19 protein-coding genes are annotated in these 23,414 nt (G+C 73.7%); 13 read left to right on the forward strand and 6 right to left on the reverse strand.

Annotated elements, in window-relative coordinates; all coding sequences use genetic code 11:
* Positions 1 to 50 precede the first annotated feature (50 nt).
* Together ACSNOH_RS20675 and ACSNOH_RS20680 are read right to left on the reverse strand one after the other, a co-directional pair.
* On the reverse strand, positions 51 to 974 hold the full coding sequence (locus tag ACSNOH_RS20675; RefSeq protein ID WP_436722875.1) for a glutamate ABC transporter substrate-binding protein: 924 nt from the start codon (positions 972 to 974) through the stop codon (positions 51 to 53).
* A 182-nt stretch (positions 975 to 1,156) separates the two neighbouring features.
* On the reverse strand, positions 1,157 to 1,933 hold the full coding sequence (locus ACSNOH_RS20680) for an amino acid ABC transporter ATP-binding protein (RefSeq protein WP_436722876.1): 777 nt from the start codon (positions 1,931 to 1,933) through the stop codon (positions 1,157 to 1,159).
* 287 nt (positions 1,934 to 2,220) lie between these two features.
* Here ACSNOH_RS20680 and ACSNOH_RS20685 point away from each other — a divergent pair, with 287 nt between their 5' ends.
* On the forward strand, positions 2,221 to 2,928 hold the full coding sequence (locus tag ACSNOH_RS20685; protein ID WP_436722877.1) for a response regulator transcription factor: 708 nt from the start codon (positions 2,221 to 2,223) through the stop codon (positions 2,926 to 2,928).
* A 15-nt stretch (positions 2,929 to 2,943) separates the two neighbouring features.
* Complete coding sequence (locus tag ACSNOH_RS20690; protein ID WP_436722878.1) at positions 2,944 to 4,386, forward strand: sensor histidine kinase; 1,443 nt, start codon at positions 2,944 to 2,946, stop codon at positions 4,384 to 4,386.
* Between the two features lie 114 nt (positions 4,387 to 4,500).
* On the opposite strand, the gene ACSNOH_RS20695 is transcribed toward ACSNOH_RS20690, so the two are convergent.
* The gene (locus ACSNOH_RS20695; protein WP_436722879.1) at positions 4,501 to 5,499 is read right to left on the reverse strand and encodes a TAXI family TRAP transporter solute-binding subunit; all 999 of its coding nucleotides are present in this window, start codon (positions 5,497 to 5,499) and stop codon (positions 4,501 to 4,503) included.
* Between the two features lie 94 nt (positions 5,500 to 5,593).
* On the opposite strand from ACSNOH_RS20695, the gene miaB reads away from it, so the two are divergent.
* Entirely contained in the window at positions 5,594 to 7,135 is a 1,542-nt protein-coding gene (miaB, locus tag ACSNOH_RS20700; RefSeq protein WP_436722880.1) for a tRNA (N6-isopentenyl adenosine(37)-C2)-methylthiotransferase MiaB, read from the forward strand.
* Between the two features lie 79 nt (positions 7,136 to 7,214).
* Positions 7,215 to 7,925, forward strand: coding sequence for a class III extradiol dioxygenase subunit B-like domain-containing protein (locus ACSNOH_RS20705; protein ID WP_436722881.1), 711 nt, complete (start codon positions 7,215 to 7,217; stop codon positions 7,923 to 7,925).
* 281 nt (positions 7,926 to 8,206) lie between these two features.
* Here ACSNOH_RS20705 and ACSNOH_RS20710 read toward each other — a convergent pair whose 3' ends face one another.
* Both ACSNOH_RS20710 and ACSNOH_RS20715 read right to left on the reverse strand, forming a co-directional pair.
* Positions 8,207 to 8,455 (reverse strand): antitoxin, encoded by a 249-nt coding sequence (locus tag ACSNOH_RS20710; protein WP_436722882.1) that lies wholly within the window; start codon positions 8,453 to 8,455, stop codon positions 8,207 to 8,209.
* A gap of 31 nt (positions 8,456 to 8,486) precedes the next feature.
* The gene (locus tag ACSNOH_RS20715; protein WP_436722883.1) at positions 8,487 to 8,729 is read right to left on the reverse strand and encodes a hypothetical protein; all 243 of its coding nucleotides are present in this window, start codon (positions 8,727 to 8,729) and stop codon (positions 8,487 to 8,489) included.
* A gap of 205 nt (positions 8,730 to 8,934) precedes the next feature.
* On the opposite strand from ACSNOH_RS20715, the gene miaA reads away from it, so the two are divergent.
* The 6 genes from miaA (at position 8,935) to hflX (ending at position 16,999) form a co-directional block, all read left to right on the forward strand.
* Positions 8,935 to 9,873: a tRNA (adenosine(37)-N6)-dimethylallyltransferase MiaA gene (gene miaA, locus ACSNOH_RS20720; protein WP_436722884.1), complete on the forward strand. Its 939-nt coding sequence runs from the start codon at positions 8,935 to 8,937 to the stop codon at positions 9,871 to 9,873.
* 106 nt (positions 9,874 to 9,979) lie between these two features.
* A complete protein-coding gene (locus ACSNOH_RS20725; protein WP_436722893.1) occupies positions 9,980 to 10,465 on the forward strand; it encodes a hypothetical protein in 486 nt (161 codons plus the stop codon).
* Between the two features lie 65 nt (positions 10,466 to 10,530).
* Positions 10,531 to 11,421 carry a diaminopimelate epimerase gene (dapF, locus tag ACSNOH_RS20730; protein ID WP_436722885.1) on the forward strand — a complete coding sequence of 297 codons (891 nt, stop codon included), beginning with the start codon at positions 10,531 to 10,533 and terminating at the stop codon, positions 11,419 to 11,421.
* A 182-nt stretch (positions 11,422 to 11,603) separates the two neighbouring features.
* The gene (locus ACSNOH_RS20735) at positions 11,604 to 13,739 is read left to right on the forward strand and encodes a RelA/SpoT family protein (protein WP_436722886.1); all 2,136 of its coding nucleotides are present in this window, start codon (positions 11,604 to 11,606) and stop codon (positions 13,737 to 13,739) included.
* A 156-nt stretch (positions 13,740 to 13,895) separates the two neighbouring features.
* Positions 13,896 to 15,368 carry a M1 family metallopeptidase gene (locus tag ACSNOH_RS20740; protein WP_436722887.1) on the forward strand — a complete coding sequence of 491 codons (1,473 nt, stop codon included), beginning with the start codon at positions 13,896 to 13,898 and terminating at the stop codon, positions 15,366 to 15,368.
* A gap of 137 nt (positions 15,369 to 15,505) precedes the next feature.
* Positions 15,506 to 16,999: a GTPase HflX gene (hflX, locus tag ACSNOH_RS20745; RefSeq protein ID WP_436722888.1), complete on the forward strand. Its 1,494-nt coding sequence runs from the start codon at positions 15,506 to 15,508 to the stop codon at positions 16,997 to 16,999.
* A 126-nt stretch (positions 17,000 to 17,125) separates the two neighbouring features.
* Here hflX and ACSNOH_RS20750 read toward each other — a convergent pair whose 3' ends face one another.
* Positions 17,126 to 18,319: a trypsin-like serine peptidase gene (locus ACSNOH_RS20750; RefSeq protein WP_436722889.1), complete on the reverse strand. Its 1,194-nt coding sequence runs from the start codon at positions 18,317 to 18,319 to the stop codon at positions 17,126 to 17,128.
* Positions 18,320 to 18,583: 264 nt separating this feature from the next.
* Between ACSNOH_RS20750 and ACSNOH_RS20755 the strand changes: the two genes are divergently transcribed.
* From ACSNOH_RS20755 to ACSNOH_RS20765, 3 genes are all read left to right on the forward strand, one after another.
* The gene (locus ACSNOH_RS20755; protein ID WP_436722890.1) at positions 18,584 to 20,077 is read left to right on the forward strand and encodes a diaminobutyrate--2-oxoglutarate transaminase family protein; all 1,494 of its coding nucleotides are present in this window, start codon (positions 18,584 to 18,586) and stop codon (positions 20,075 to 20,077) included.
* Between the two features lie 285 nt (positions 20,078 to 20,362).
* Positions 20,363 to 22,378, forward strand: coding sequence for an IucA/IucC family protein (locus ACSNOH_RS20760; RefSeq protein WP_436722891.1), 2,016 nt, complete (start codon positions 20,363 to 20,365; stop codon positions 22,376 to 22,378).
* Between the two features lie 107 nt (positions 22,379 to 22,485).
* A complete protein-coding gene (locus ACSNOH_RS20765) occupies positions 22,486 to 23,337 on the forward strand; it encodes a GNAT family N-acetyltransferase (RefSeq protein ID WP_436722892.1) in 852 nt (283 codons plus the stop codon).
* The last annotated feature ends 77 nt before the right edge of the window (positions 23,338 to 23,414 follow it).

Raw genomic sequence — 23,414 nt, forward strand, 5'->3', positions numbered from 1 at the left:
GCTGAGGGCCGCCCGGTGGGGGCGGCCCTCAGCGGCCCGCCGGCAGGCCCTCAGTAGCGGTCGACGGCGGGCGGGTTCGGCGCGGGGTTGCCGGCGAGGCCGATGGTGGCGTCGTACGCCTTCTTCCAGTCGCCGTTCTTCTCGTGCGCCTCGATGGCGTTGTTGACGGCCTCCCGCAGCGCCTTGTCGTCCTTCTTCAGGCCGACGCCGTACGGCTCCTGCGAGAACGGCTTCCCGACGACCTTCAGGGCGCCCTTGTTCTCGGCGGCGTAGCCCTTGAGGATCGTGTCGTCGGTCGTCACGGCGTCGACCGTGCCGGAGACGAGCTCCTGCACGCACAGCTGGTAACCCTGCTGGGCCTTGGCCTCGGCCACGCCGTACTTGGGCTCCTTGATGCGCTTGAGCGGCGTGGAGCCGGTGGCCGAGCAGACCTTCTTGCCCTTGAGGTCGTCCGGGCCCTTGATGCTGCTGTCCGACTTCACCAGGAGGTCCTGGCCGGCGACGTAGTACGGGCCGCCGAAGTCGATCTGCTTCTTGCGCTCGTCGTTGATCGTGTACGTGCCGACGTAGAGGTCGACGCCACCGCTCGCGATCTGCGTCTCGCGGGCCTCGGAGGGCACCGTCTTGAACGTGATGTGGGCCTCGTCGAAGCCGAGGTCGGCCGCGATCATCCGGGCGATCTCCACGTCGAAGCCGGAGCGCTTCTTGGACGTGGGGTTCTCGTAGCCCATGCCCGGCTGGTCGGCCTTGGTGCCGATGGTGATCGTCTTGCCCTTGATCCGGTCGAAGACGGGCGAGCCCTTGACGTCGGCAGAGGTGTTCACCTTGTAGGTCGGCACGGCCGGCGCGGTCTTGCCGTCGCCGGGGGTGCCGTCCTTGTCGTCGTCGGGGCTGCCGGACTTCCCGCAGGCGGTGGCGGCCGCGGTGAGCGCGAGCACCACGGCGGCAGCTGCGACGGTCTTGCGGAGCTTCATCGTGAACATCCTTTGCGTCGGCAGATGGTGTGCAGCGGCCTGAGCGGCCGTGGTGGGGGGGAGAGAGGCGGCGCGGAGGCGGCGGAGAGCCGGGGCGGCCGGTGGGGCGGGCTCCGGCGGTACGGGCGGCCCCGCGCGGCCGGTGGAAGGACCCGGCGGTGCGGGCAGGACCTTCGAGCGGATCAGTGGTGCAGGATCTTCGACAGGAAGTCCTTCGCCCGGTCGCTGCGCGGGTTGCTGAAGAACTGATCCGGCCGGGCCTCTTCGACGATGCGGCCGTCGGCCATGAAGACGACGCGGTTCGCGGCGGAGCGGGCGAAGCCCATCTCGTGGGTGACGACGACCATCGTCATGCCGTCCCGCGCGAGCTGCTGCATGACCTCCAGCACCTCGTTGATCATCTCCGGGTCGAGCGCGGACGTCGGCTCGTCGAAGAGCATCACCTTGGGGTCCATGGCCAGGGCGCGGGCGATGGCCACGCGCTGCTGCTGGCCGCCGGAGAGCTGGGCCGGGTACTTGTCCGCCTGGGCGCCGACGCCGACCCGGTCGAGGAGGCCGCGGGCCTTCTCCTCGGCCTTGCGGCGGTCCGTCCTGCGCACCTTTATCTGGCCGAGCGTCACGTTCTCCAGGACGGTCTTGTGCGCGAAGAGGTTGAACGACTGGAAGACCATGCCCACGTCGGCGCGCAGCCTGGCCAGCTCCTTGCCCTCCTGGGGCAGCGGTCTGCCGTCGATGGTGATCGACCCGGAGTCGGTGGTCTCCAGGCGGTTGATCGTGCGGCACAGGGTCGACTTGCCGGAACCCGACGGGCCGATCACGACGACGACCTCGCCGCGCGCGATCGTCAGGTCGATGTCCTGGAGGACATGCAGCGCGCCGAAGTGCTTGTTGACGCTCTTCAGGACGACCAGTGCGGCCGCGGCGGCCGTGGCCTCTCCGGCCACCGATTCTTCGCTCATCGGCGTTCCTCGCTCCATCCTCCTCGATTGGGGAGGACCCTAATGAGCGGCAACGACCAGCGTCATTACATCTGAGCTGAAATTGAGCATAACGATCCGGCCGCAAAGGGACACTCCGTGTGAAGGGGGCGCGCGGTGCGCACGCCGGTCGCGCGGGCGTACCGGCTGGGTAACGGAAGCTCCTTCGCTCCCGCAACCCCCTTGACGGCGCGGGCGTCCATCAGCGTGGATGCGGGGGTGCCCGCGCCGCGGTCACCGGGAGCTGCGGTCACAGGGAGGGGGCGCGGATGAGGCTGCTGCTCGTGGAGGACGACGACCACGTCGCCGCGGCCCTGGCGGCGGTGCTGGCCCGGCACGGCTTCGACGTCACGCACGCCAGGAGCGGCGACGAGGCGCTCCGCGCCCTGCTGCCGGACGCCGGCGTTCCGTTCGCCGTCGTCCTGCTCGACCTCGGCCTGCCCGACCAGGACGGCTTCGAGGTCTGCAGCCGGATCCGCAAGCGCACCGGCACGCCCGTCATCATGGTCACCGCCCGCGCCGACACCCGTTCCAAGATCCACGGCCTCAACCTCGGCGCCGACGACTACGTGGTCAAGCCCTACGACACCGGCGAGCTCCTCGCCCGCATTCACGCCGTCGCGCGCCGCAAGCCGCCCGCCGAGAGCGGCCAGGAGGAGGTGCAGGAGACCTCCGGCCCGCGCTCGCTGCGGCTGGGCAGCCTCGTCATCGAACTGCCCAACCGCGAGGTCTCCGTGGCGGGCGAGCCGGTCTCCCTGACCCGCAAGGAGTTCGACCTGCTGGCCCTGCTCGCCCAGCGGCCCGGCGTCGTCTTCCGCCGCGAACAGATCATCAGCGAGGTCTGGCAGACCAGTTGGGAGGGGACCGGCCGCACCCTGGAGGTGCACATCGCCTCCCTGCGGTCCAAGCTGCGCCTGCCCGCGCTCATCGAGACGGTCCGCGGGGTCGGCTACAAAATCGTCGTCCCGGCCCGGTGAGGGCCGGCCGAGCCCGTGCGCACCCGACTCCTCCCGCTCCTCATCGTCCTGCTGGCCGGCGTGCTGCTGGCCCTCGGCTTCCCGCTGGCCGCGAGCATCGCGGCGGCCGAGCAGCAGCGCGTGGTCGTCGACCGCATCGACGACACGGCCCGCTTCGCCGCCCTGGCCCAGTTCGTCACCACCCGCCCGTTCGACCCGGAGGCCGGGACCGACGAACGGCTCAACACGCTGCGCTCGGAACTCCTTCGCTACGAGGAGCTGTACGACATCCGCGTCGGCATCTTCTACCGCGACGGGCAGGCCATGGCGGTCGCTCCCCGGCGCTGGACGGTGCCGGCCGAGGGCGAGGGCCAGCGGGCCTTCCAGGAGGCCATGGCGGGGCGCCGCAGCCACGACCCGGGGCAGGTGTGGCCGCTGCAGCACAGCCGGCTCACGGTGGCCTCCCCGGTCATCCGCGACGGCGACGTCGTCGCCGTCGTCGTCACCGACTCGCCCACCGGGCAGCTGCGCTCCCGGATCCTGCACTCCTGGCTGCTGCTCGGAGCGGGCGAGACCGCCGCGATGCTCGTCGCCGTCGCCGCCGCCTTCCGCCTCACGGGGTGGGTGATGCGCCCCGTGCGGACCCTCGACGCCGCTGCGCACGGCATCGCCACGGGGCGGCTGAACTCCCGCGTCGCCGCCGACAACGGCCCGCCCGAACTGCGCCGCCTGGCGCGCTCCTTCAACGAGATGGCGGACAACGTCGAGTCCGTCCTGGACCAGCAGCGCGCCTTCGTCGCCGACGCCTCGCACCAGCTGCGGAACCCGCTCGCGGCGCTCCTGCTGCGCATCGACCTGCTCGCCCTGGACCTCCCCCCGGAGCACGCGGAGGTCGCCTCCGTACGGGCGGAGGGCAAGCGCCTCGCGCGCGTGCTCGACGACCTCCTCGGCCTCGCGCTCGCCGAGCACGCGCCGGCCGACCTCCAGCTGACCGACATAGCGGAGATCGTCACCGACCGGGTGGGAGCGTGGTCGCCGGTCGCCGACCGCGAGCAGGTCGCGCTCTCCTACAGCGGCCCGGCCGCGGCGACGGGCTGGGCGGATCCGGTCGCCCTCTCCAGCGCCCTGGACGCCGTCGTGGACAACGCCCTCAAGTTCACGCCGGAGGGCTCCCCGGTGCACGTCAGCGTCGCCGTGGAGGCCGACTGCGTCGACATCACGGTCGCCGACGGCGGCCCGGGCCTCACGGAGGAGGAGCTCACCCGCATCGGCGACCGCTTCTGGCGCAGCAGCCGCCACCAGAACGTCTCCGGCTCCGGCCTGGGCCTGTCCATCTCCCGGGCCCTCCTCGCGGCCGGCGGCGCCACGCTCACCTACGCGCCGAACGAGCCCCGCGGCCTGCGCGCCGTGATCAAGGTGCCGCGCCACGCGGAGGACGGCGGGAAGGGACGCACGCAGACGGCCGAAGCGCGCCAGTAGCCCGCCGCCTCATGCGCCCGCCGCGGCCGCGGACCGTGCAGCCGCGCTCGGTCGCCCGCAGCCGCCGCCTCATGCGCCGGCCCGGCCGCCTCATGCGCCCCCGCACCGGCGCCCTCAGGGCTTGACCGACACGTAGTAGCGGCGCGCCCCCGCGTGCAGCTGCAGGGGGTCGGTGAAGATGGCCGTACGGAGGTCCACCTTCTGCGCGGCGTGCACCTTCTGCCCTATGCGGTCCCTGCTGTTCATCACCGACCGGGTGACGCTCTCCGCCAGGTCCGCGTCCGCGTGGTCCATGGTGACGAGCAGGTTCGCGACCGCCAGCGTCTTCACCGCCTGGGACGCCTGCAGCTCCGGGTACGCGTCCACGGGCATCACCGCCGCCCTGTAGTAGCGCGTCTGCGGCCCCTGCGCGTGCAGCGGCTCGATCAGGTCGGCCAGCTGCACCAGGCGGATGGACAGCCGCAGGCCGAGCGACTGGACGGCGTTCGTGGGCAGCCCGCCGGACCAGAAGAACGCGTCCAGCCGCCCCCGCTCCAGCAGCCCCGGCATCTTGTCGATCCCGACCCGCACCGGCGTGATGTCCTTGTCGAAGTCCAGCCCCGCCGCCTTCAGCAGCCGCCGCGTGATCAGCTGCACCCCCGAGTCGTCCGTCCCCACCCCGACCCGCAGCCCCCGCAGGTCCCGGGCCGACTGCACGCGCGAGCCCTTCTCCACCACCAGCTGGATGTAGTCGTCGTACAGCCGCGCACAGGCGCGCAGGCTCCCGGCGCCCGGCTTCCCCTCGTCCCGGTACGTCGCGACCGAGTCGGCGGTGGCCAGGGTGAAGTCCGCGTCGCCGGACGTGAGCTGCCGCAGGTTGTCGATCGACCCCTGGCTGCGCCGCAGCCGTACGTCCAGGGAGGGCATGTCCTGCGCGAGGTCCTCCTTGAGGAGGTCCCCGTACTTCGCGTACACGCCGGTCGGCACTCCGGTCGCGAACGTCATCCGCCCGGCCGGTGACGTACCGCCGTGCAGGGACACCAGCCACCACACGAGCAGGGCGAGCACCACGGCGCCCACGGCGGCCGTACGGGCGGCCCGGCGTCCGCCCGGCCGCAGGGATCGGGGAAGCATGGCCGGATACTGCCAGGCCCCGGCGGGCAACGGGAGGGGAGCGGCGAAACGGTGATGGTCGGGAGCTTTGCCGGGCCCCCTTTACCCTGGAGGAATGACCAGCAGCAGTGACCGGACCGGGGCAGTGGACGAAGTGGGCGTTACTCGAAGCTACGAGATCCGCACCTACGGGTGCCAGATGAACGTCCATGACTCCGAGCGGCTGTCCGGCCTGCTGGAGGACGCGGGCTACGTGCGCGCGCCCGAGGGCGCCGCCGAGGGCGAGGCCGACATCGTCGTCTTCAACACCTGCGCGGTGCGGGAGAACGCCGACAACAAGCTCTACGGCAACCTCGGCCGGCTCGCTCCCATGAAGTCGAAGCGGCCGGGCATGCAGATCGCCGTCGGCGGCTGCCTCGCCCAGAAGGACCGCGACACCATCGTGAAGCGGGCCCCCTGGGTCGACGTCGTCTTCGGCACGCACAACATCGGCAAGCTGCCCGTGCTGCTGGAGCGCGCCCGCGTCCAGGAAGAGGCCCAGGTCGAGATCGCCGAGTCCCTGGAGGCGTTCCCCTCGACGCTGCCGACGCGGCGCGAGAGCGCCTACGCCGCGTGGGTGTCGATCTCCGTCGGCTGCAACAACACCTGCACGTTCTGCATCGTCCCGGCGCTGCGCGGCAAGGAGAAGGACCGCCGCACGGGCGACATCCTCGCCGAGATCGAGGCGCTCGTCGCCGAGGGCGTCAGCGAGATCACCCTGCTCGGCCAGAACGTCAACGCGTACGGCTCCGACATCGGCGACCGCGAGGCGTTCTCCAAGCTGCTGCGCGCCTGCGGCAGGATCGAGGGCCTGGAGCGCGTGCGCTTCACCTCCCCGCACCCGCGCGACTTCACCGACGACGTGATCGCCGCCATGGCCGAGACGCCCAACGTGATGCCGCAGCTCCACATGCCGCTGCAGTCCGGCTCGGACACCGTCCTCAAGGCGATGCGCCGCTCGTACCGCCAGGAGCGCTTCCTCGGCATCATCGAGAAGGTGCGCGCCGCCATGCCGGACGCCGCCATCTCCACCGACATCATCGTCGGCTTCCCCGGCGAGACCGAGGAGGACTTCGAGCAGACGATGCACGTGGTGCGCGAGGCCCGCTTCGCGAACGCCTTCACCTTCCAGTACTCCAAGCGCCCCGGCACCCCGGCGGCGACCATGGACGGGCAGATCCCCAAGGAGGTCGTGCAGGCCCGCTACGAGCGCCTGGTCGCCCTCCAGGAGGAGATCTCCTGGGAGGAGAACAAGAAGCAGGTCGGCCGCGTCGTGGACGTCATGGTCGCCGAGGGCGAGGGCCGCAAGGACGGCTCCACGCAGCGCCTGTCGGGCCGCGCCCCCGACAACCGCCTGGTGCACTTCGCCAAGCCGGACGAGGACGTCCGCCCGGGCGACGTGGTGACCGTCGAGATCACCTACGCCGCCCCGCACCACCTGCTCGCCGAGGGCCCCGCCAAGGCCGTGCGCCGCACGCGCGCGGGCGACGCGTGGGAGAAGCGCAACGCCGCTGCCGCCGCCAAGCCGGCCGGCGTGATGCTGGGCATCCCGACCATCGGCGCCCCGGCGCCGAGCGCCGCCCCGGCACCGGCCGGCTGCGGCGACAGCTGCGGCTGACCCGCCCTTCCGCAGGACCGCGGGCCGGGCGCCCGGCCCGCGACTGCACCGGCGGCACGGCGGGCGTATCGTTCCCGCCATGCTCGTCGCCGCTGCCGTATGCCCCTGCCCGCCGCTGCTCGTCCCGGAGGTCGCCGCCGGGGCCGCGCCCGAGCTGGACGGCCTGCGGGCCGCGTGCCTCGACGCCGTGGGCGTCCTCGCCGCCGCCCGGCCGGACCGCCTCGTCGTCCTCGGGCCCGCCCCCGCGGAGGGCCGCGGGCCGCACCCGCAGGGCACGCGCGGCTCCTTCCGCGGACTGGGCGTGGACCTCGACGTCAGCCTGGGGCAGGGCGCGCCCGCGGACGGGCGGCAGCTGCCGCAGTCCCTGGCGGTCGCCGCCTGGCTGCTGGACCGCACGCGCTGGGCGGTCGCGCCCGTGGAGGGCCTGGGCGTCGGGGAGCCGCTCGATCCCGGGCGCTGCCTCGCAACCGGCCGTGAGCTGGCCGGGGCCGGCGGCCGGACCGCCCTGCTGGTGATGGGCGACGGCAGCGCCTGCCGGACGCTCAAGGCGCCGGGCTACCTGGACGAGCGCGCCGCGGGCTTCGACGCGGAGGCCGCGCGGGCGCTGGGCGGCGCCGACACCGCGGCCCTGGCCGCGCTCGACGCCTCGCTCGCCCAGGAGCTGCAGGCGGCGGGCCGCGCCCCGTGGCAGGTGCTCGCCGGGGCCGGCGAGGGCGCGGGCCTCATGGGACGGCTGCTGTACGACGAGGCGCCCTACGGGGTGGGGTACTTCGTGGCGACGTGGTCCTAGACGGGGCACGACGGGCCTGAACGACCCCGGAGGGCCCCGGAGGTCACCGGCCCGCGCAACGGCCGCGACAAGGCCGTACAGGCCCCGTCCGGAGGCGTCCCGTGAGCCGCGGCCGGATGCGGGCCGGGCCCCGGACAGACGACGACCCGGATGCCGGCCGGGCCCCGGCCAGACGACGACCCGGATGCCTGCCGGGCCCGGACACATGACGACGGGGCGCGGAGCCGGTGCTCCGCGCCCCGTCCCCGACGAGGTCAGGGGGCCTGACCGCCCGGCGGCCCTCAGGAGGCCTTGCCGCCGGAGGAGCCGCCCTTGCCGCCTTCGTGCTCGGCGAGCCGCTCGATGGCGTCCTTGGCCTTGCCGGTGCCCGTCCGGATCTGGCTGCTGTACTTGCCCTTGGTCTTCTCGTCGACCACCTTGGCGGCCTTCTCCAGCCCCTGCTCGATCTTGTCCCCGTGCTGCTGCGCGAGGTCGCCGATCTTTTCCTTCGCAGGGGCGAGCTTGGTCTTGAGAGTGTCCAGCAGGCCCATGGCGCCTTCCCTCGTCTTCCTGGTTCAAGAGCTACTTACGGGCGCCCTCACCGGCCTCGCTGTCCGCGGCCTTCTCCGCCGACTGCTGCTTGGGGATCTCGACCCCCTCGGCTGCCTGAGCCTCGGCCCCGGCCTCGCCGGCCTCCTCCGGCGCCGCGGCCCCGGCCTCCTCCTCCGCAGCGGCGCCGGCCGATTCCGCCGTCAGAGTGGTCGCTGCCGCCTCTTCGGTTGACGCCTCGGACGACTTGCGGCGAAACCTTGAAAACACGCCCATATCTACTCCATTACCTTACTGGTGTGAGCGAAACCCCGCGCCGCCCGGTGCGCGCCGGGGCGCCGGTCCGTGGACCGGCCGCCCCCGGCCCGTGAAACCGGCCGCCGGGACCTCGCAACAGGCAACGAACCCGGCAGCGCCGCGTCACGTCGCTCGTTCGTGGGGCGCGCCCGGGGTTTGCGAGACTGACCAGGTGAAAAACCCGGTGAAAAACGCAGTTCCCGCCCCGCGGGTCATCGCCGTCGTCGGCCCCACGGCGGCAGGCAAGTCCGATCTCGGCGTCGCCCTCGCCCAGCACCTGGGCGGGGAGGTCGTCAACGCCGACTCCATGCAGCTGTACCGGGGCATGGACATCGGCACCGCCAAGCTGACCCCGCAGGAGCAGCAGGGCGTGCCGCACCGCCTCCTCGACATCTGGGACGTGACCGAGACCGCCAGCGTCGCCGAGTACCAGCGGCTCGCCCGCGCGGAGATCGACCGGCTCCTGGCCGAGGGCCGCACCCCCGTCCTCGTCGGCGGCTCCGGGCTCTACATCAAGGGCACGATCGACGCCCTGGAGTTCCCCGGCACCGACCCGGCCGTCCGCGCCCGCCTGGAGCAGGAGCTTGCCGAGCAGGGCCCCGGCGCCCTGCACGCCCGCCTCGCCGCCGCCGACCCGGCCGCCGCCCGCGCCATCCTGCCCGGCAACGGCCGCCGCATCGTGCGCGCCCTGGAGGTCATCGAGATCACCGGCCGGCCGTTCACCGCGAACCTGCCGGGCGAGGAGCCCGTCTACGACGCCCTGCAGATCGGCGTCGACGTCGAGCGCCCCGAACTGGACGAGCGCATCGCCCTGCGCGTGGACCGCATGTGGGAGGCCGGGCTGGTCGACGAGGTGCGCGCCCTGGAGCGGCAGGGCCTGCGCGAGGGCCTGACCGCCTCCCGCGCCCTGGGCTACCAGCAGGTGCTCGCCTTCCTGGCGGGGGAGTGCACCGAGGACGAGGCGCGCGCCGAGACCGTACGGGCCACCAAGCGCTTCGCGCGCCGCCAGGACTCGTGGTTCCGCAAGGACAGCCGCGTCCACTGGCTGAGCGGAGCGGCCGGCCGCAGGGCGGAACTGCCGGGGCTCGCGCTGGCGTTGCTCGAACGGGCGGTCACAGCCTGATCACGTGATGGCATCGGGACGCTACGCACGCCATTCCGGCCTGCGCGGGCGTGCCATCATCGTGCTTCGATCGAGCCGTGAAGTCCGGGTGGGAGGGCGTGTGGCGATGGAGGCCGGCCCTCGCGACAGACCGCAACAGCCGCCGCGGAGGGGGCACCTCCCGGCCGTGGCCGGGGAAGAGCCCGAGGAGCTGACCCCGGACGGCCCCGAGGACACCGAGGCGGCCGCCGAGGCCGACGCCGCCGGCACCGCTCCCGCGTCGTTCCGCGAGCTGCGCCCGCAGCGCAGGCTGCGCATCTGGCAGCTCGCCCCGATCGTCGGGCTCGCCGCCGTCGGCTCGCTGATGTTCGCCTTCCCGCTCGCCTTCGAGTTCGGCGACGGGGGACCGGTCGTCGCCATGCTCGGCCTGCTCATCAGCTGCTGCGCCGCGGGCTGGGGGGTGATGGCCGCCCGCCGGGTCGGCTACACCTGGCCCGGCATGCCCGCTCCCGGCTCCGGAGGCCGCCCGGACTGGCGCTACGCCGCCCTGTACGCGGTCGTCGTCGGCCTGGCCGTCGTCCTCGCCGTATGGCGCGTGGCGCGCCTGCGCTGACCCGAGCGGGCACCGGCCGGGGCTCTGGCGGGAAGGCGGCGGGCGCGTCCCCGTACCATCGAACCGTGAGCACCGCACAGATCGCCTTCCTCAAGGGTCACGGCACCGAGAACGACTTCGTGATCATCCCGGACCACGACGGCCGCATCGAGCTGTCGCCGGCCGCCGTCGCCCGCCTGTGCGACCGCCGCGCGGGCCTCGGTGCCGACGGAGTGCTCCGCGTCGTCCGGTCCGCGGCCCACCCCGAGGCGCGCGCCATGGCCGCCGAGGCCGAGTGGTTCATGGACTACCGCAACAGCGACGGCAGCATCGCCGAGATGTGCGGCAACGGCGTCCGCGTCTTCGCCCGCTACCTCCGCCACGCGGGCCTCGTCGAGGCCGGCGACCTGGCCGTCGCCACGCGGGCGGGCATCCGCCGGGCCCACATCGCCAAGGACGCTCCCGACGGCACGCCCGGCGACATCACCGTCGGCATGGGGCGGGCCGTCCTCCCCGGCGGCGAGGTGACCGTCACCGTCGGCGGCCGCAGCCGCCCCGCCCGCAACGTGAACATGGGCAACCCGCACGCCGTCACCTTCGTCGACCACCTCGACGACGCCGGCAGCCTGTACGACGCCCCGGGCGTCGCCCCAGCGGCGGCCTACCCCGACGGCACCAACGTCGAGTTCGTGGCCGACCGCGGCCCGCGGCACGTCGCCATGCGCGTCCACGAGCGCGGCTCCGGCGAGACCCGCTCCTGCGGCACGGGCGCCTGCGCGGTGATGGTCGCGACCGCCCGCCGGGACGGCCTCGACCCCTCCGTCACCGGCCTCCCCGTCACGTACACCGTGGACGTCCCCGGAGGGCGCCTGGTGATCAGCGAGGCACCGGACGGCACGGTCGAGATGACCGGCCCCGCCGTGATCGTCGCGGAGGGCGTCTTCGACCCGTCCTGGCTGGCCGCGGCGCTCGCCTGAGGCCGCCCCTACCTCCTTTCCGCACCGTCCGCCGCACTCCGTGCGGTGTGGCTCGCTCGAATGGGTGATCCGTTTCACTCTGGGCGAGAGCGGGTGAGCAGCGCGTGATGGGCTCGGTAGCATCAAGCACCGGTACGGAGGCGCGCAGCCGACCGCCGGTCGACGCTGCCGGAGGTGCCCCCATGAGCACAGACGCCACGCCCGAAGGTGTTCCCGGCCGCTGGCGCGGCCGCGCCCGTCTCGACCTGAGACGGCTGGGACGGGTGGCCCTGGGCGGGTCGGGCTCGCGCGGCAGGATGCCCGACGCCATCGACCACGTCGCCAAGGTGCACCGCGCCCACCACCCGGGCGCGGACCTCGACATCCTGCGCCGGGCCTATCTGCTCGCGGAGTCCTCCCACCGCGGCCAGACCCGCAAGAGCGGCGAGCCGTACATCACCCACCCCCTCGCCGTCACGCTCATTCTGGCCGAGCTGGGCGCCGAGACGACGACCCTGACCGCCTCGCTCCTCCACGACACCGTCGAGGACACCGAGGTGACGCTCGATCAGGTACGCGGCCAGTTCGGCGAGGAGGTCCGCTTCCTGGTCGACGGCGTCACCAAGCTGGAGAAGGTCGACTACGGCGCCGCCGCCGAGCCGGAGACCTTCCGCAAGATGCTCGTGGCCACTGGCAACGACGTCCGCGTGATGTCCATCAAGCTCGCCGACCGGCTGCACAACATGCGCACGCTCGGCGTGATGCGCCCCGAGAAGCAGGTCCGCATCGCCAAGGTCACCCGGGACGTCCTGATCCCGCTCGCCGAGCGGCTGGGCGTCCAGGCACTCAAGACGGAGCTGGAGGACCTCGTCTTCGCGATCCTCCACCCCGAGGAGTACGCCCGCACCCGCGAGTTCGTCCTCGGGCACGCCGGCGGCCTCGCCACCCTGGAGGCGACGGCGGAGCGCGTGCGGGCCGTCCTGCGCGAGGCGGACATCGCGGCCGACGTCCTCGTCAAGCAGCGCCACTTCGTCTCCGTGCACCGGGTGCTCCTCAACCGCGCGGAGGTGACGGGCTCGGACCTCGGCCGGCTGCTCGTCCTGGTCGCGGAGGACGCCGACTGCTACGGGGTCCTCGGCGAGCTGCACACGTGCTTCACTCCGTTCATCTCGGAGTTCAAGGACTTCATCGCCACCCCCAAGTTCAACCTCTACCAGTCGCTGCACACGGCGGTGGCGTGCCCCGGCGGAGAGGCCGCCCAAGTCCTCATCCGCACCCACCAGATGCACCGGGTCGCCGAAGCCGGCGTCGTCGCCCTGGGCAACCCGTACGCGGCCCCCGAGACGCCCGACGCCACGGACGGGGAGCGCGTCGACCCCACCCGCCCGGGGTGGCTCTCCCGGCTCCTGGAGTGGCAGCAGGCCACCCCCGACCCCGACACCTTCTGGACCTCCCTGCGCGACGAGCTCGCCCTGGACCGCGAGATCACCGTCTTCCGCGCCGACGGCGGCACCATCGGCCTGCCCGCCGGGTCGAGCTGCGTCGACGCGGCCTACGCCCAGCACGGCGACGGCGGCCACCGGTGCATCGGCGCCCGCGTCAACGGCCGCCTCGCCACCCTCAGCACCGTCCTGCGCGACGGCGACACGCTGCAGCTGCTGATGTCCCGGGACAGCGCCTCCGGGCCCTCCCCGGACTGGCTGGAGCACGCCCGTACGCCCGCCGCGCGCATCGCCATCGAGCGCTGGCTCTCGACCCATCCCGCGGCCGAGGCCGCGCCGCCGGTGCCGCCCGTTCCGCTCGCCCCGGGCCGTCCCTGCCCGCCGCCCCGCGCCACCGCGCCGGCCGCGCGGTGGCCGGTCGTCGTCACGGCCGACGGGGCGGACCTGGCGGCCGCGAGCGTCCGGCTGGCCGGCTGCTGTACGCCCGTCCCGCCCGACGAGGTCACCGGCTTCGCCGTCCGGGGCGGCGCGGTCACGGTGCACCGCGCGCAGTGCCCGGCGGTGCACCGCATGGTCGCCTCCGGACGGCAGCCCGTCGGCATCCGGTGGAACAGCCCCGGCGGAGGCGGCGCCCGCGACTACCGCGTCACCCTGCGCGCCGAGTCGTTCAGCAGGCCGCATCTCCTGGCCGACCTCACGGAGGCCATCGCGGCCGAGGGGGCGGCCGTCATCTCGGCGGCGGTCGAGCCGCCCCACGAGCAGCGCGTGCGTCACACGTACACCCTGCAGCTGCCCGACGCCGGCCGGCTGCCGGAGCTGATGCGCGCCATGCGGCGGGTGCCGGGGGTCTACGACGTGGCGCGGGCCGGGCGGCCGGTGGCCACGGCGCGGCTCTGACCGGGCGGGCGTCCGCAGGAAGGCCGCTGGGAGGGGCGTGACGCATTTCCTCTCCCGGGCGGGGAGCCGCTCGTACAGCCTTCCGGGCACCCTCGTACGAGTGGGGCGTCGCGTGCCGCCGCTGCACGGGGCCGCCTCGCTGGTAGCGATGGACGCATGCCGCACTCATCCGGGAAACCCGCCCTGGTCCCCTGGCGGGCCGTGCGCCGCCGCGCCGCCCTCGCCGCCGTCACGGCCCTCCTCGTCGGCGCCGCCGCACCGCCCGCCGCGCACCCCGAGGGCATCGGCGACCGGCTCTTCCCGGAGCTCGGCAACCCCGGCTACGACGTGGCCGCTTACGACCTCAAGTTTGACTACCGCGGCAACAGCAAGCCGCTCGATGCCGTCACCACCATCGCGGCACGCGCGACCACCGGGCTGGACCACTTCAACCTCGACTTCTCGGGGGGCACGGTCCGCTCGGTGACGGTCAACGGCCAGCCCGCCGAGTTCGCCTCCGCCAAGGAGGACCTCGTCGTCACCCCGTCCGTCGCCCTGCCGGCCGAGGGCCTGTTCACCGTGGTCGTCCGCCACACCAGCGATCCGCGCAACTCCCGGGACGGCGGCTGGATCCGTACGAAGGACGGACTGGTCATGGCCAACCAGGCCGACGCGGGCCACCGGGTCTTCCCCTGCAACGACCACCCCTCCGACAAGGCGCGCTTCACCTTCCGCGTCACCGCTCCCGCCGACCTGACGGTCGTCGCCAACGGCCGGCCCGAGGGGCACGCCGCACGGGGCGCGAACACGGCCTGGACGTACCGCAGCGAGCACCCCATGGCCACCGAGCTCGCCCAGGTCGCCATCGGCCGCTCCGCCGTCGTGCACCGCACGGGGCCGCACGGCCTGCCCGTACGGGACGTCGTCCCGGCGGCCGACCGGCAGCGCGTCGAGAAGTGGGCGTCCAGGACGCCCGAGCACATCGCCTGGATGGAGGGCAAGGTCGGCCGCTACCCGTTCGAGAACTACGGGGTGCTGATCGCCGACGCCTCCACCGGCTTCGAGCTGGAGACGCAGACCCTCTCCCTCTTCGAGCGCAGCCTGTTCGTCCGGGACGACATGCCCGCCTGGTACCTCGAGTCCATCATGGTCCACGAGCTCGCCCACCAGTGGTTCGGCGACAGCGTCAGCCCGTCCGGCTGGTCCGACCTCTGGCTCAACGAGGCCCACGCCACCTGGTACGAGGCGCTGTACGCCGAGCACAAGGGCGGCCGCACGCTCGACGCCCGGATGCGCGCCGCCTACGAGCGCTCCGACGCCTGGCGCACCGACGGCGGGCCGCCCGCCCTCCCCAAGCCGCCCGACCCCGGCAGGCGGATCAGCATCTTCAGGCCCGTCGTCTACGACGGCGGCGCCCTCGTGCTCTACGCGCTGCGGCAGAAGATCGGGGCGGCGTCCTTCGACCGCCTGGAGCGCGAGTGGGTCAACGCCCACCGGGACGAGAGCGTGAGCACGGCCGACTTCACCGCCCTCGCCTCCCAGGTCTCCGGCCAGGACATGAGGGAGTTCCTGCAGGACTGGCTCTACGCCCCGAAGACCCCGCCCATGCCCGGCCACCCCGACTGGAAGGCCGCGCGGAAACCCGCGTGACGCTCCGGCGGCGGCGTGGGACCATCGACGGGTCGGCGGAGCCGCCGGCCGCGGGAATCCCCGGGGCCGCTCGTGCGTTGTCGACGGTGCGGCCGCCGCAGCGGGGGCCGCCACCTCCCAACGATGCAAAGGATCAAATGACCTCCTCTTCTTCCCTTCCCCAGGACCGGCAGAGCCTCCCGGAGAGCCTTCGGGCCGACGCCCTGATGGAAGAGGACGTCGCCTGGAGCCACGAGATCGACGGGGAGCGCGACGGCGACCAGTACGACCGCTCCGAGCGGGCGGCCCTGCGGCGCGTCGCCGGCCTCTCCACCGAGCTGGAGGACGTCACCGAGGTCGAGTACCGGCAGCTGCGCCTGGAGCGCGTGGTGCTGGTCGGCGTCTGGACGTCCGGCACCGTGCAGGACGCGGAGAACTCCCTCGCGGAGCTCGCCGCCCTCGCCGAGACCGCGGGAGCCCTGGTGCTCGACGGCGTCATCCAGCGCCGCGACAAGCCCGACCCGGCCACGTACATCGGCTCCGGCAAGGCGCAGGAGCTGCGGGACATCGTCCTGGAGTCCGGCGCCGACACCGTCGTCTGCGACGGTGAGCTCAGCCCCGGCCAGCTCATCCAGCTGGAGGACGTCGTCAAGGTCAAGGTGGTCGACCGCACCGCCCTGATCCTCGACATCTTCGCCCAGCACGCCAAGTCCCGCGAGGGCAAGGCGCAGGTCTCCCTCGCGCAGATGCAGTACATGCTGCCCCGCCTGCGCGGCTGGGGCCAGTCGCTGTCCCGGCAGATGGGCGGCGGCGGCTCCGGCTCGTCCGGAGGCGGCATGGCCACCCGCGGCCCCGGTGAGACCAAGATCGAGACGGACCGGCGGCGGATCCGCGAGAAGATGGCGAAGATGCGCCGGGAGATCGCGGAGATGAAGACCGGCCGCGACATCAAGCGCCAGGAGCGCCGGCGGAACAAGGTCCCGTCGGTCGCCATCGCGGGCTACACCAACGCCGGCAAGTCCTCCCTGCTCAACCGGCTCACCGGCGCCGGCGTCCTGGTGGAGAACGCCCTGTTCGCCACCCTGGACCCGACGGTGCGCAGGGCCGAGACGCCCAGCGGCCGCGTCTACACCCTCGCCGACACCGTCGGCTTCGTCCGGCACCTGCCGCACCACCTCGTCGAGGCGTTCCGCTCCACCATGGAGGAGGTCGGCGACTCCGACCTCATCCTGCACGTGGTGGACGGCTCGCACCCGGCGCCCGAGGAGCAGCTGGCCGCCGTGCGCGAGGTGATCCGCGACGTCGGCGCGACGGACGTGCCCGAGATCGTCGTGATCAACAAGGCGGACGCCGCGGACCCGCTGGTCCTGCAGCGGCTGCTGCGGATCGAGAAGCACTCGATCGCGGTGTCGGCGCGCAGCGGCGAGGGCATCGACGAGCTCCTGGCCCTGATCGACCGCGAGCTCCCGCGCCCCGCCGTGGAGATCGAAGCGCTCGTTCCGTACACCCGGGGCTCGCTGGTCGCGCGCGCCCACGCCGACGGCGAGGTGATCTCCGAGGAGCACACCCCGGAGGGCACGCTGCTGAAGGCACGGGTGCACGAGGAGCTCGCCGCGGAGCTCCAGCGGTACGTGCCCGCGGCCCGCAGCTGACGGCACCGGCGCTGACGGCCGGAGGCCCTCGCCCAACGTGAGAAGGCCCCGTTCCCGGGATCCCGGGAACGGGGCCTTCTCACATCACGACAGCAGGACTGCCACTGCGGCAGGGCTACCGCCGCGTCACCGCTTGGAGAACTTCTGGCTGATGGCGTTGTAGACGCCCTGCGCCTCCGGGCCCAGGCGCGGGCCGGCCAGCCAGGTGCTGTTGGCCGGGCCGATCGAGGTGTTGGAGACGAGCACGACCTTGCCGTCGGGGCCCTTGGCGAACCAGCCGCCGCCGGAGGAACCGCCGGTCATCGTGCAGCCGATGCGGTACATCGTCGGCTGGGACGTCTCGATCGTCAGCCGGCCCGGCCGGTCGACGCAGTCGTACATCTTCTGGCCGTCGAAGGGCGCGGCCGCCGGGTAGCCCCAGGCGCCCATGGACGGGATGGACTTGACCTGCGGAGCGTTGAAGTCGACCGTGAGGGCGTTGCCGACCGTCTCCTCCAGGGACTTGCCGGAGCCCGCCTCGGGCTTCACGTGCAGCACGGAGAAGTCGTACGGGGCGCCCGCGCCACCGGTCTCGGCGCCCTGCGCGATCCACTGGGAGGACGTCTGCGCCCAGTCCGCCCACCACACGCCGTACGGTGCGACGTCCTGCACCGGCGCGCTGTTGACCTGGGCGCCCGGCAGGCCCTTGTCGTTGTACGACGGCACGAAGGCGATGTTGCGGTACCAGCCGCCCTTCTTGCCCGCGTGCACGCAGTGACCCGCGGTCCACACGAGGTTGGACTTGCCCGGGTGTGCCGGGTCCTTGACGACCGTCGCCGAGCAGACCATGTGGCCCGCGGGGCTGTCGAAGAACACCTTGCCGACCGGCGCCGCGTTGTTGTGGTACGGCACGGCGACCGACTTCGCCTGCACCGGCCGCGGCTCGGGGTCGGTCACGCCCTGGTCGCCGGAGGCACCCGGCGCCGAGCCCGGGGCGCCCTGCGTCGAGAGCGTCTTGTCACCGGGCCGGGCGTCCTTCATGGTGTCCGGCTTCCAGTGGTCCTTGATGATCGGGTTGACGAAGTCGCGGGCCTCGCGCAGCCACTGCTCCTTGTCCCAGTTCTTCCAGGCGCCGTTCTTCCACTTCTCCAGGTCCTTGAGGGAGCTGGGGAGGTTCTTGGGCAGCTCGAGGCCCCCGTCGTCGCCCTTCTGGGAGGCGGCCGCACTGGGCTTGTCGCTCCCCGCCGCTTCGTCGTCGGCCGGGCCGCACGCGGTGGCGGTCAGCGCCAGCGCGGCCGTCAGTGCGGCCGCGGCCAGCGCCGGCCTGCGGATGGATGGCATGGAGTGGGTTCCCCCTGATCGATCTGTTCGGACGTGTCCGCATTGCGCGACCACGGTGTGGAGTTGTCATGCACCGCCCCAGCGGGGAGGCCGGGCCCCACTATGCCGGTGCGATGGGAGACGGGTTCGGGCGGGTCCTCGGTTCCCCCTCGCAAGGATCTTGACGGCGGGCCGTGATCCGTGGCGCGCGGCGTCGTTGGTACGTACGGGGGAGTGCCGGCCGGCGGCCGGTGCGGAGTTCAGCAGCAGGAGGAGCCGGAGCCCGTGGCCTTGACCCAGCTACCGTCGCCGGCGGCATCGCCGGCCGCGGCGTACGAAGGCATTCTGCGGCGGCAGTCGTCCCGCGAATCGGCCGCGCGTACGTATGCCCGGTCGCTGCCCATCGTGCCGGTGCGCGCCCGGGGCCTGACGATCGAGGGCGCCGACGGACGCCGCTATCTCGACTGCCTCTCGGGGGCCGGCTCGCTCGCGCTGGGCCACAACCACCCGGTCGTGCTGGAGGCCATCCGCTCCGTGCTCGACTCCGGCGCGCCCCTGCACGTGCTCGACCTGGCCACCCCGGTCAAGGACGCCTTCACGGAGGAGCTGTTCGCCACGCTCCCGCGGGAGCTGGCCGCGTCGGGCCGCATCCAGTTCTGCAGCCCGGCCGGCACCGACGCCGTGGAAGCCGCCTTCAAGCTCGTCCGCACCGCGACGGGCCGTGACGGCCTGCTCGCCTTCACCGGCGCCTACCACGGCATGACGGAGGGCGCGCTCGCCGCCTCGGGCGGCGGGTCGGGCGCCCGGGTGACCCGGCTGCCCTATCCGCAGGACTACCGCTGCCCGTTCGGCGTCGGCGGGCAGGAGGGCGCGCGGCTCGCCGCCCGCCTGACGGAGAGCCTGCTCGACGATCCCAAGAGCGGGGTGCGCCGGCCGGCCGGGATGATCGTCGAACCCGTGCAGGGCGAGGGCGGCGTGCTCCCGGCCCCGGAGGGCTGGCTGCGCCGGATGCGCGAGCTGACCGCGGCGCGCTCCATCCCCCTCATCGCCGACGAGGTGCAGACGGGTGTGGGGCGTACGGGGGCCTTCTGGGCCGTCGGGCACAGCGGCGTCGAGCCCGACGTCATGGTGCTGTCCAAGGCGATCGGCGGCAGCCTCCCGCTCGCCGCCATCGTCTACCGCGACGCCCTCGACGCCTGGCAGCCCGGCGACCACGCGGGCACGTTCCGCGGCAACCAGCTCGCGATGGCCGCCGGAGCGGCGACGCTGCGGTATGTGAGGGAGAACGGCCTGGCAGGGCGCGCCGCCACGCTCGGCCGGCGGATGCTGGAGCGGCTGGGGGCGCTGGCGGAGGCGTACGACTGCATCGGCGAGGTGCGCGGGGCCGGGCTCATGATCGGCATCGAGTTCGTGGAGCCGGAGCGGGGTGCGGGGGCCTGCGAGGTTCTCGGCGGGGGCGGCGCTCCGGTCACGGGGGCCGGCCTGCCGGCCGGCACGGGGCGTGTTCCCGGCGCGGGCGGTCCGCTGCCCGCCTCGCCCGCCCGCGCCGCGGCCGTCCAGCAGGAGTGCCTCCGCCGCGGCCTCATCGTGGAGCTGGGCGGACGTCACTCCTGCGTCGTCCGTCTCCTGCCGCCCCTGACCATCACCGACGAACAGGCGGAGGCGGTCCTCGACCGGCTGGCCGACGCCGTCGCCGCGGCCTGCCGGCCCGGTGCGCGCATCCCCGGCATCCCCACCCCGAGCACGCCGAAGGAGGCAGGCGCCGCATCCCCGGCCTGACGCCGTGACGTGCACGCCGTACATCGTATGAACGCATCCACCGGGGCCGGTGCCTCCACCACCGGCCGGGAACGCGAAACGCCGTCCTCGTCAGCCCAGGCGTCCGTACCGGCCCCCTCTCCGGGGTGCGCACCGCCCGGCCGGGAGTGCGGGAGTGCGCCGGGGGCCGAGTCCGGCGGGGAGTGCGAGGCCGCGCGGGGGAGAGAGTCCGGCGGGGAGCGTGAGGCCCTGCGGGGGAGAGAGCCTGGCGGGGAGTGTGGGGCCGTTCCAGGGAACGGGTCCGGCATGGAGCGGGAGGCCGTTCGGGAGGGGCAGCCCGGCCCGGGGCGTGCACCGTCCGCCCACGCACAGGCCGTGGTCTCCGGCGTCCCCCGCCAGGGCGGTGCCCCGCGCGGCGAGATCCCCGGCGCCCCGCGCACCCCCGACCCGCTGGAGCACCCCGATCCCGTTGCCGCCGCCGATGCCGCCGCCGTGGAGAACCTGCTGCGCTGCTGGATCCGCGAGACCGGCGTCCCGCGGCCGGACGGCTCCACGCTCCACCTGCCCCTCACCGCCGGCGGGACGGCCCTGCGGGTGCCCGTGACCTACTGGTCGGCGGCCGGCTGGCACCGCCTCGGCCCGCCGGCCCTGGCGGACGCCCCGGACGATGCCCCCGCCGTCGACGCCGTCACCCTCGCTGCCCTCCTCGGCCGGGAAGCGGCGTACCGCGCCGCTCGCGCCGGCTGCCCCGCCACCGGCGAGACGGCCGAACTGGTCGCCAGAGTCGCGGACTCCGCCCGCCGCACCGCGGTCTTCCTCGCCGACCGGCGCGCCCGCCCCGCCGACCCGGGCGCGGGCGAGCTCTTCCTCTACGCCGAGCAGTCCCTGCTCCTCGGCCACCCCCTCCACCCCACGCCCAAGAGCCGCGAGGGCCTCTCCGGCACTGAGGCCCGCGCCTACTCTCCGGAGCTGCGCGGGTCCTTCCCGCTGCACTGGCTGGCCGTCCACCGCTCCCTCCTCGCCACGGACTCGGCGTGGACAGAACGGGGCCGGCCCGTCGACGCCGCCACCCTCGTCGCCCGGCTCGCCGGCCCGGAGCTGCGCCTGCCCCAGGACACCGTGGCGCTGCCGCTGCACCCCTGGCAGGCCCGCGACGTCCGCGGCCGCCCCGGCGTCCGGGACCTCCTGGACGCGGGCCTGCTCCACGACCTCGGCCCCCTCGGCGCGCCCTGGTACGCCACCTCCTCCGTTCGGACCGTGCACCGGCCCGGCGCGCCCGCGATGCTCAAGCTCTCCCTCGGCCTGCGCATCACCAACTCCCGCCGGGAGAACCTCCGCAAGGAGCTGCACCGCGGTGTCGAGGTGCACCGCCTGCTGCGCAGCGGCCTCGCCGAGCAGTGGCGTGCGGCCTGCCCCGGCGGTCTCGGCTTCGACGTCGTCCGCGACCCCGCCTGGCTCGCGGCCGACGCCCCGGACGGCACGCCGCTGAGCGGCCTCGACACCGTCATCCGGCACAATCCCTTCGGCCCCGGTGATGACGCCGTCTGCCTCGCGGGGCTCGTCTCGCCCCGCCCGTGGCCCGTCGCGGCGCACGAATGCCCCGGGGGTGCCGTGGAGTTCGGTCAGCAAGGAGAGTCCTGGCAGCCGGGGGAGCCTGAGAAGCCGGAGGAGCCCGCCGCCCCGGCCCTCCCCATGCGCTCTCGCCTCGCGCACATCGTGGCCCGCCTCGCGCAGACGACCGGCCGTCCGGCGGGCGCCGTCTCCGCGGAGTGGTTCCTGCGCTATCTGGAGGCGGTCGTGCGCCCCGTGCTCTGGCTGGACGGGGAGGCCGGCATCGCCCTGGAGGCCCACCAGCAGAACACTCTCGTCCTCCTCGACCGGGACGGCTGGCCCGTGGGCGGCCGCTACCGCGACAACCAGGGCTACTACTTCCGCGCCTCCCACCGGGACGCCCTCGAACGGCGGCTGCCCGGCATCGGCACCGCAAGCGACACCTTCGTCTCCGACGAGGTCACCGACGAGAGGTTCACCTACTACCTCGGCATCAACAACATCCTCGGCCTCATCGGAGCGTTCGGCGCGCAGCGCCTGGCCGACGAACAGCTCCTGCTGGCAGCGCTGCGCCGCTTCCTCAGGGAGGCCGCCGCCGGCCCCGCCGCCGTCCGCTCGTCCCTGCCCGCCCGCCTCCTCGAAGCGCCCACGCTGCGCTGCAAGGCCAACATGCTGACCAGGCTGCGGGGGCTCGACGAGCTCGTCGGCCCGGTCGACACCCAGTCCGTCTACGTCACCATCGCCAACCCCCTGGTCACGTCGGCCCGATGACCGGCGCGAGCCCCGGCCCCGGGCGAACGGGGCCCTTGAGGACACGGGCCCCGCAGGGCCCACGGGATCCCTGAACCGAGGGGATCCTCCGAGAGGAGTGCGTCTCCGTGCCGCCCACCGACCCCAGCACGAGCCCGGGCGCCGGTCCCGACCTCGGCGCCTTCCCCGGCCCCGGCCCGAACTCCGACGGATTCGCCGGACCAAATCCCGGCGCCGGGCCCGACGACAGAGCCTGCGCCGGCGACGGTGCCGGTCCCCCGACCGACAACGAGACCACCCTCGAACTGAAGCTCTCCGAAGAGCTCATCGACCTGCTCGACCACGGCGCGCCGGAGCCGGCCGCGATCACGGCGGGCCGCGGGCCCGCCGCGGCCATCGGCCCGGGCTCCGACCTTCTCGACTCGCTCCCCGACTGGGGTCCCGCCGACACCGGTGCCGGCACCTTCCAGCTCGTACCGGTCCGCGTGGAGCGCGACCTGCGGCTCATCACCCGCTGGATGAACGACCCGGCCGTCGCGGCCTTCTGGAAGCTGGGCGGCCCCGAGAGCGTCACCGAGGCCCACCTGCGCGCCCAGACCGGCGGCGACGGGCGCAGCATCCCCTGCCTCGGAGTCCTCGACGGCGTGCCGATGAGCTACTGGGAGGTCTACCGCGCCGACCTCGATCCCCTCGCGCGCCACTACCCGGCCCGTCCGCACGACACCGGGATCCACCTCCTGATCGGCAAGGTCGCCGACCGGGGCCGCGGCCTGGGCACCCGCCTGCTGCGTACCGTCGCCGACCTCGTCCTGGAGCACCGGCCGTCCTGCGGCCGCGTCGTCGCCGAACCGGACCTGCGCAACACCCCGTGCGTCTCCGCGTTCCTGAGCGCGGGCTTCCGGCTGATGGCGGAAGTCGACCTCCCCGACAAGCAGGCGGCGCTGATGGTCCGCGACCGCTCTCTGCGCACCCTCCTTTAGTCCGGCTTTAGTCCGGGACGCGCGCCGCCCCCCACCCGAATCTCCCCCTTCCGAGGAGCCCCTTTGTCTCCTTCACC

Origin of the sequence: Streptomyces sp. URMC 127, assembly GCF_051386535.1 — a bacterium.
GTDB lineage: Bacteria > Actinomycetota > Actinomycetes > Streptomycetales > Streptomycetaceae > Streptomyces.

Coding starts and splice junctions, on each gene's coding strand:
- miaB (WP_436722880.1), top strand. CDS start 5,594: ATGACCAGCAGCAGTGACCGGACCGGGGCAGTGGACGAAGTGGGCGTT.
- ACSNOH_RS20740 (WP_436722887.1), top strand. CDS start 13,896: ATGCCGCACTCATCCGGGAAACCCGCCCTGGTCCCCTGGCGGGCCGTG.
- ACSNOH_RS20695 (WP_436722879.1), bottom strand. CDS start 5,499: ATGCTTCCCCGATCCCTGCGGCCGGGCGGACGCCGGGCCGCCCGTACG.
- hflX (WP_436722888.1), top strand. CDS start 15,506: ATGACCTCCTCTTCTTCCCTTCCCCAGGACCGGCAGAGCCTCCCGGAG.
- ACSNOH_RS20725 (WP_436722893.1), top strand. CDS start 9,980: ATGGAGGCCGGCCCTCGCGACAGACCGCAACAGCCGCCGCGGAGGGGG.
- ACSNOH_RS20760 (WP_436722891.1), top strand. CDS start 20,363: ATGGAGCGGGAGGCCGTTCGGGAGGGGCAGCCCGGCCCGGGGCGTGCA.
- ACSNOH_RS20735 (WP_436722886.1), top strand. CDS start 11,604: ATGAGCACAGACGCCACGCCCGAAGGTGTTCCCGGCCGCTGGCGCGGC.
- ACSNOH_RS20710 (WP_436722882.1), bottom strand. CDS start 8,455: ATGGGCCTGCTGGACACTCTCAAGACCAAGCTCGCCCCTGCGAAGGAA.
- ACSNOH_RS20675 (WP_436722875.1), bottom strand. CDS start 974: ATGAAGCTCCGCAAGACCGTCGCAGCTGCCGCCGTGGTGCTCGCGCTC.
- ACSNOH_RS20715 (WP_436722883.1), bottom strand. CDS start 8,729: ATGGGCGTGTTTTCAAGGTTTCGCCGCAAGTCGTCCGAGGCGTCAACC.
- ACSNOH_RS20750 (WP_436722889.1), bottom strand. CDS start 18,319: ATGCCATCCATCCGCAGGCCGGCGCTGGCCGCGGCCGCACTGACGGCC.
- ACSNOH_RS20685 (WP_436722877.1), top strand. CDS start 2,221: ATGAGGCTGCTGCTCGTGGAGGACGACGACCACGTCGCCGCGGCCCTG.
- ACSNOH_RS20680 (WP_436722876.1), bottom strand. CDS start 1,933: ATGAGCGAAGAATCGGTGGCCGGAGAGGCCACGGCCGCCGCGGCCGCA.
- ACSNOH_RS20705 (WP_436722881.1), top strand. CDS start 7,215: ATGCTCGTCGCCGCTGCCGTATGCCCCTGCCCGCCGCTGCTCGTCCCG.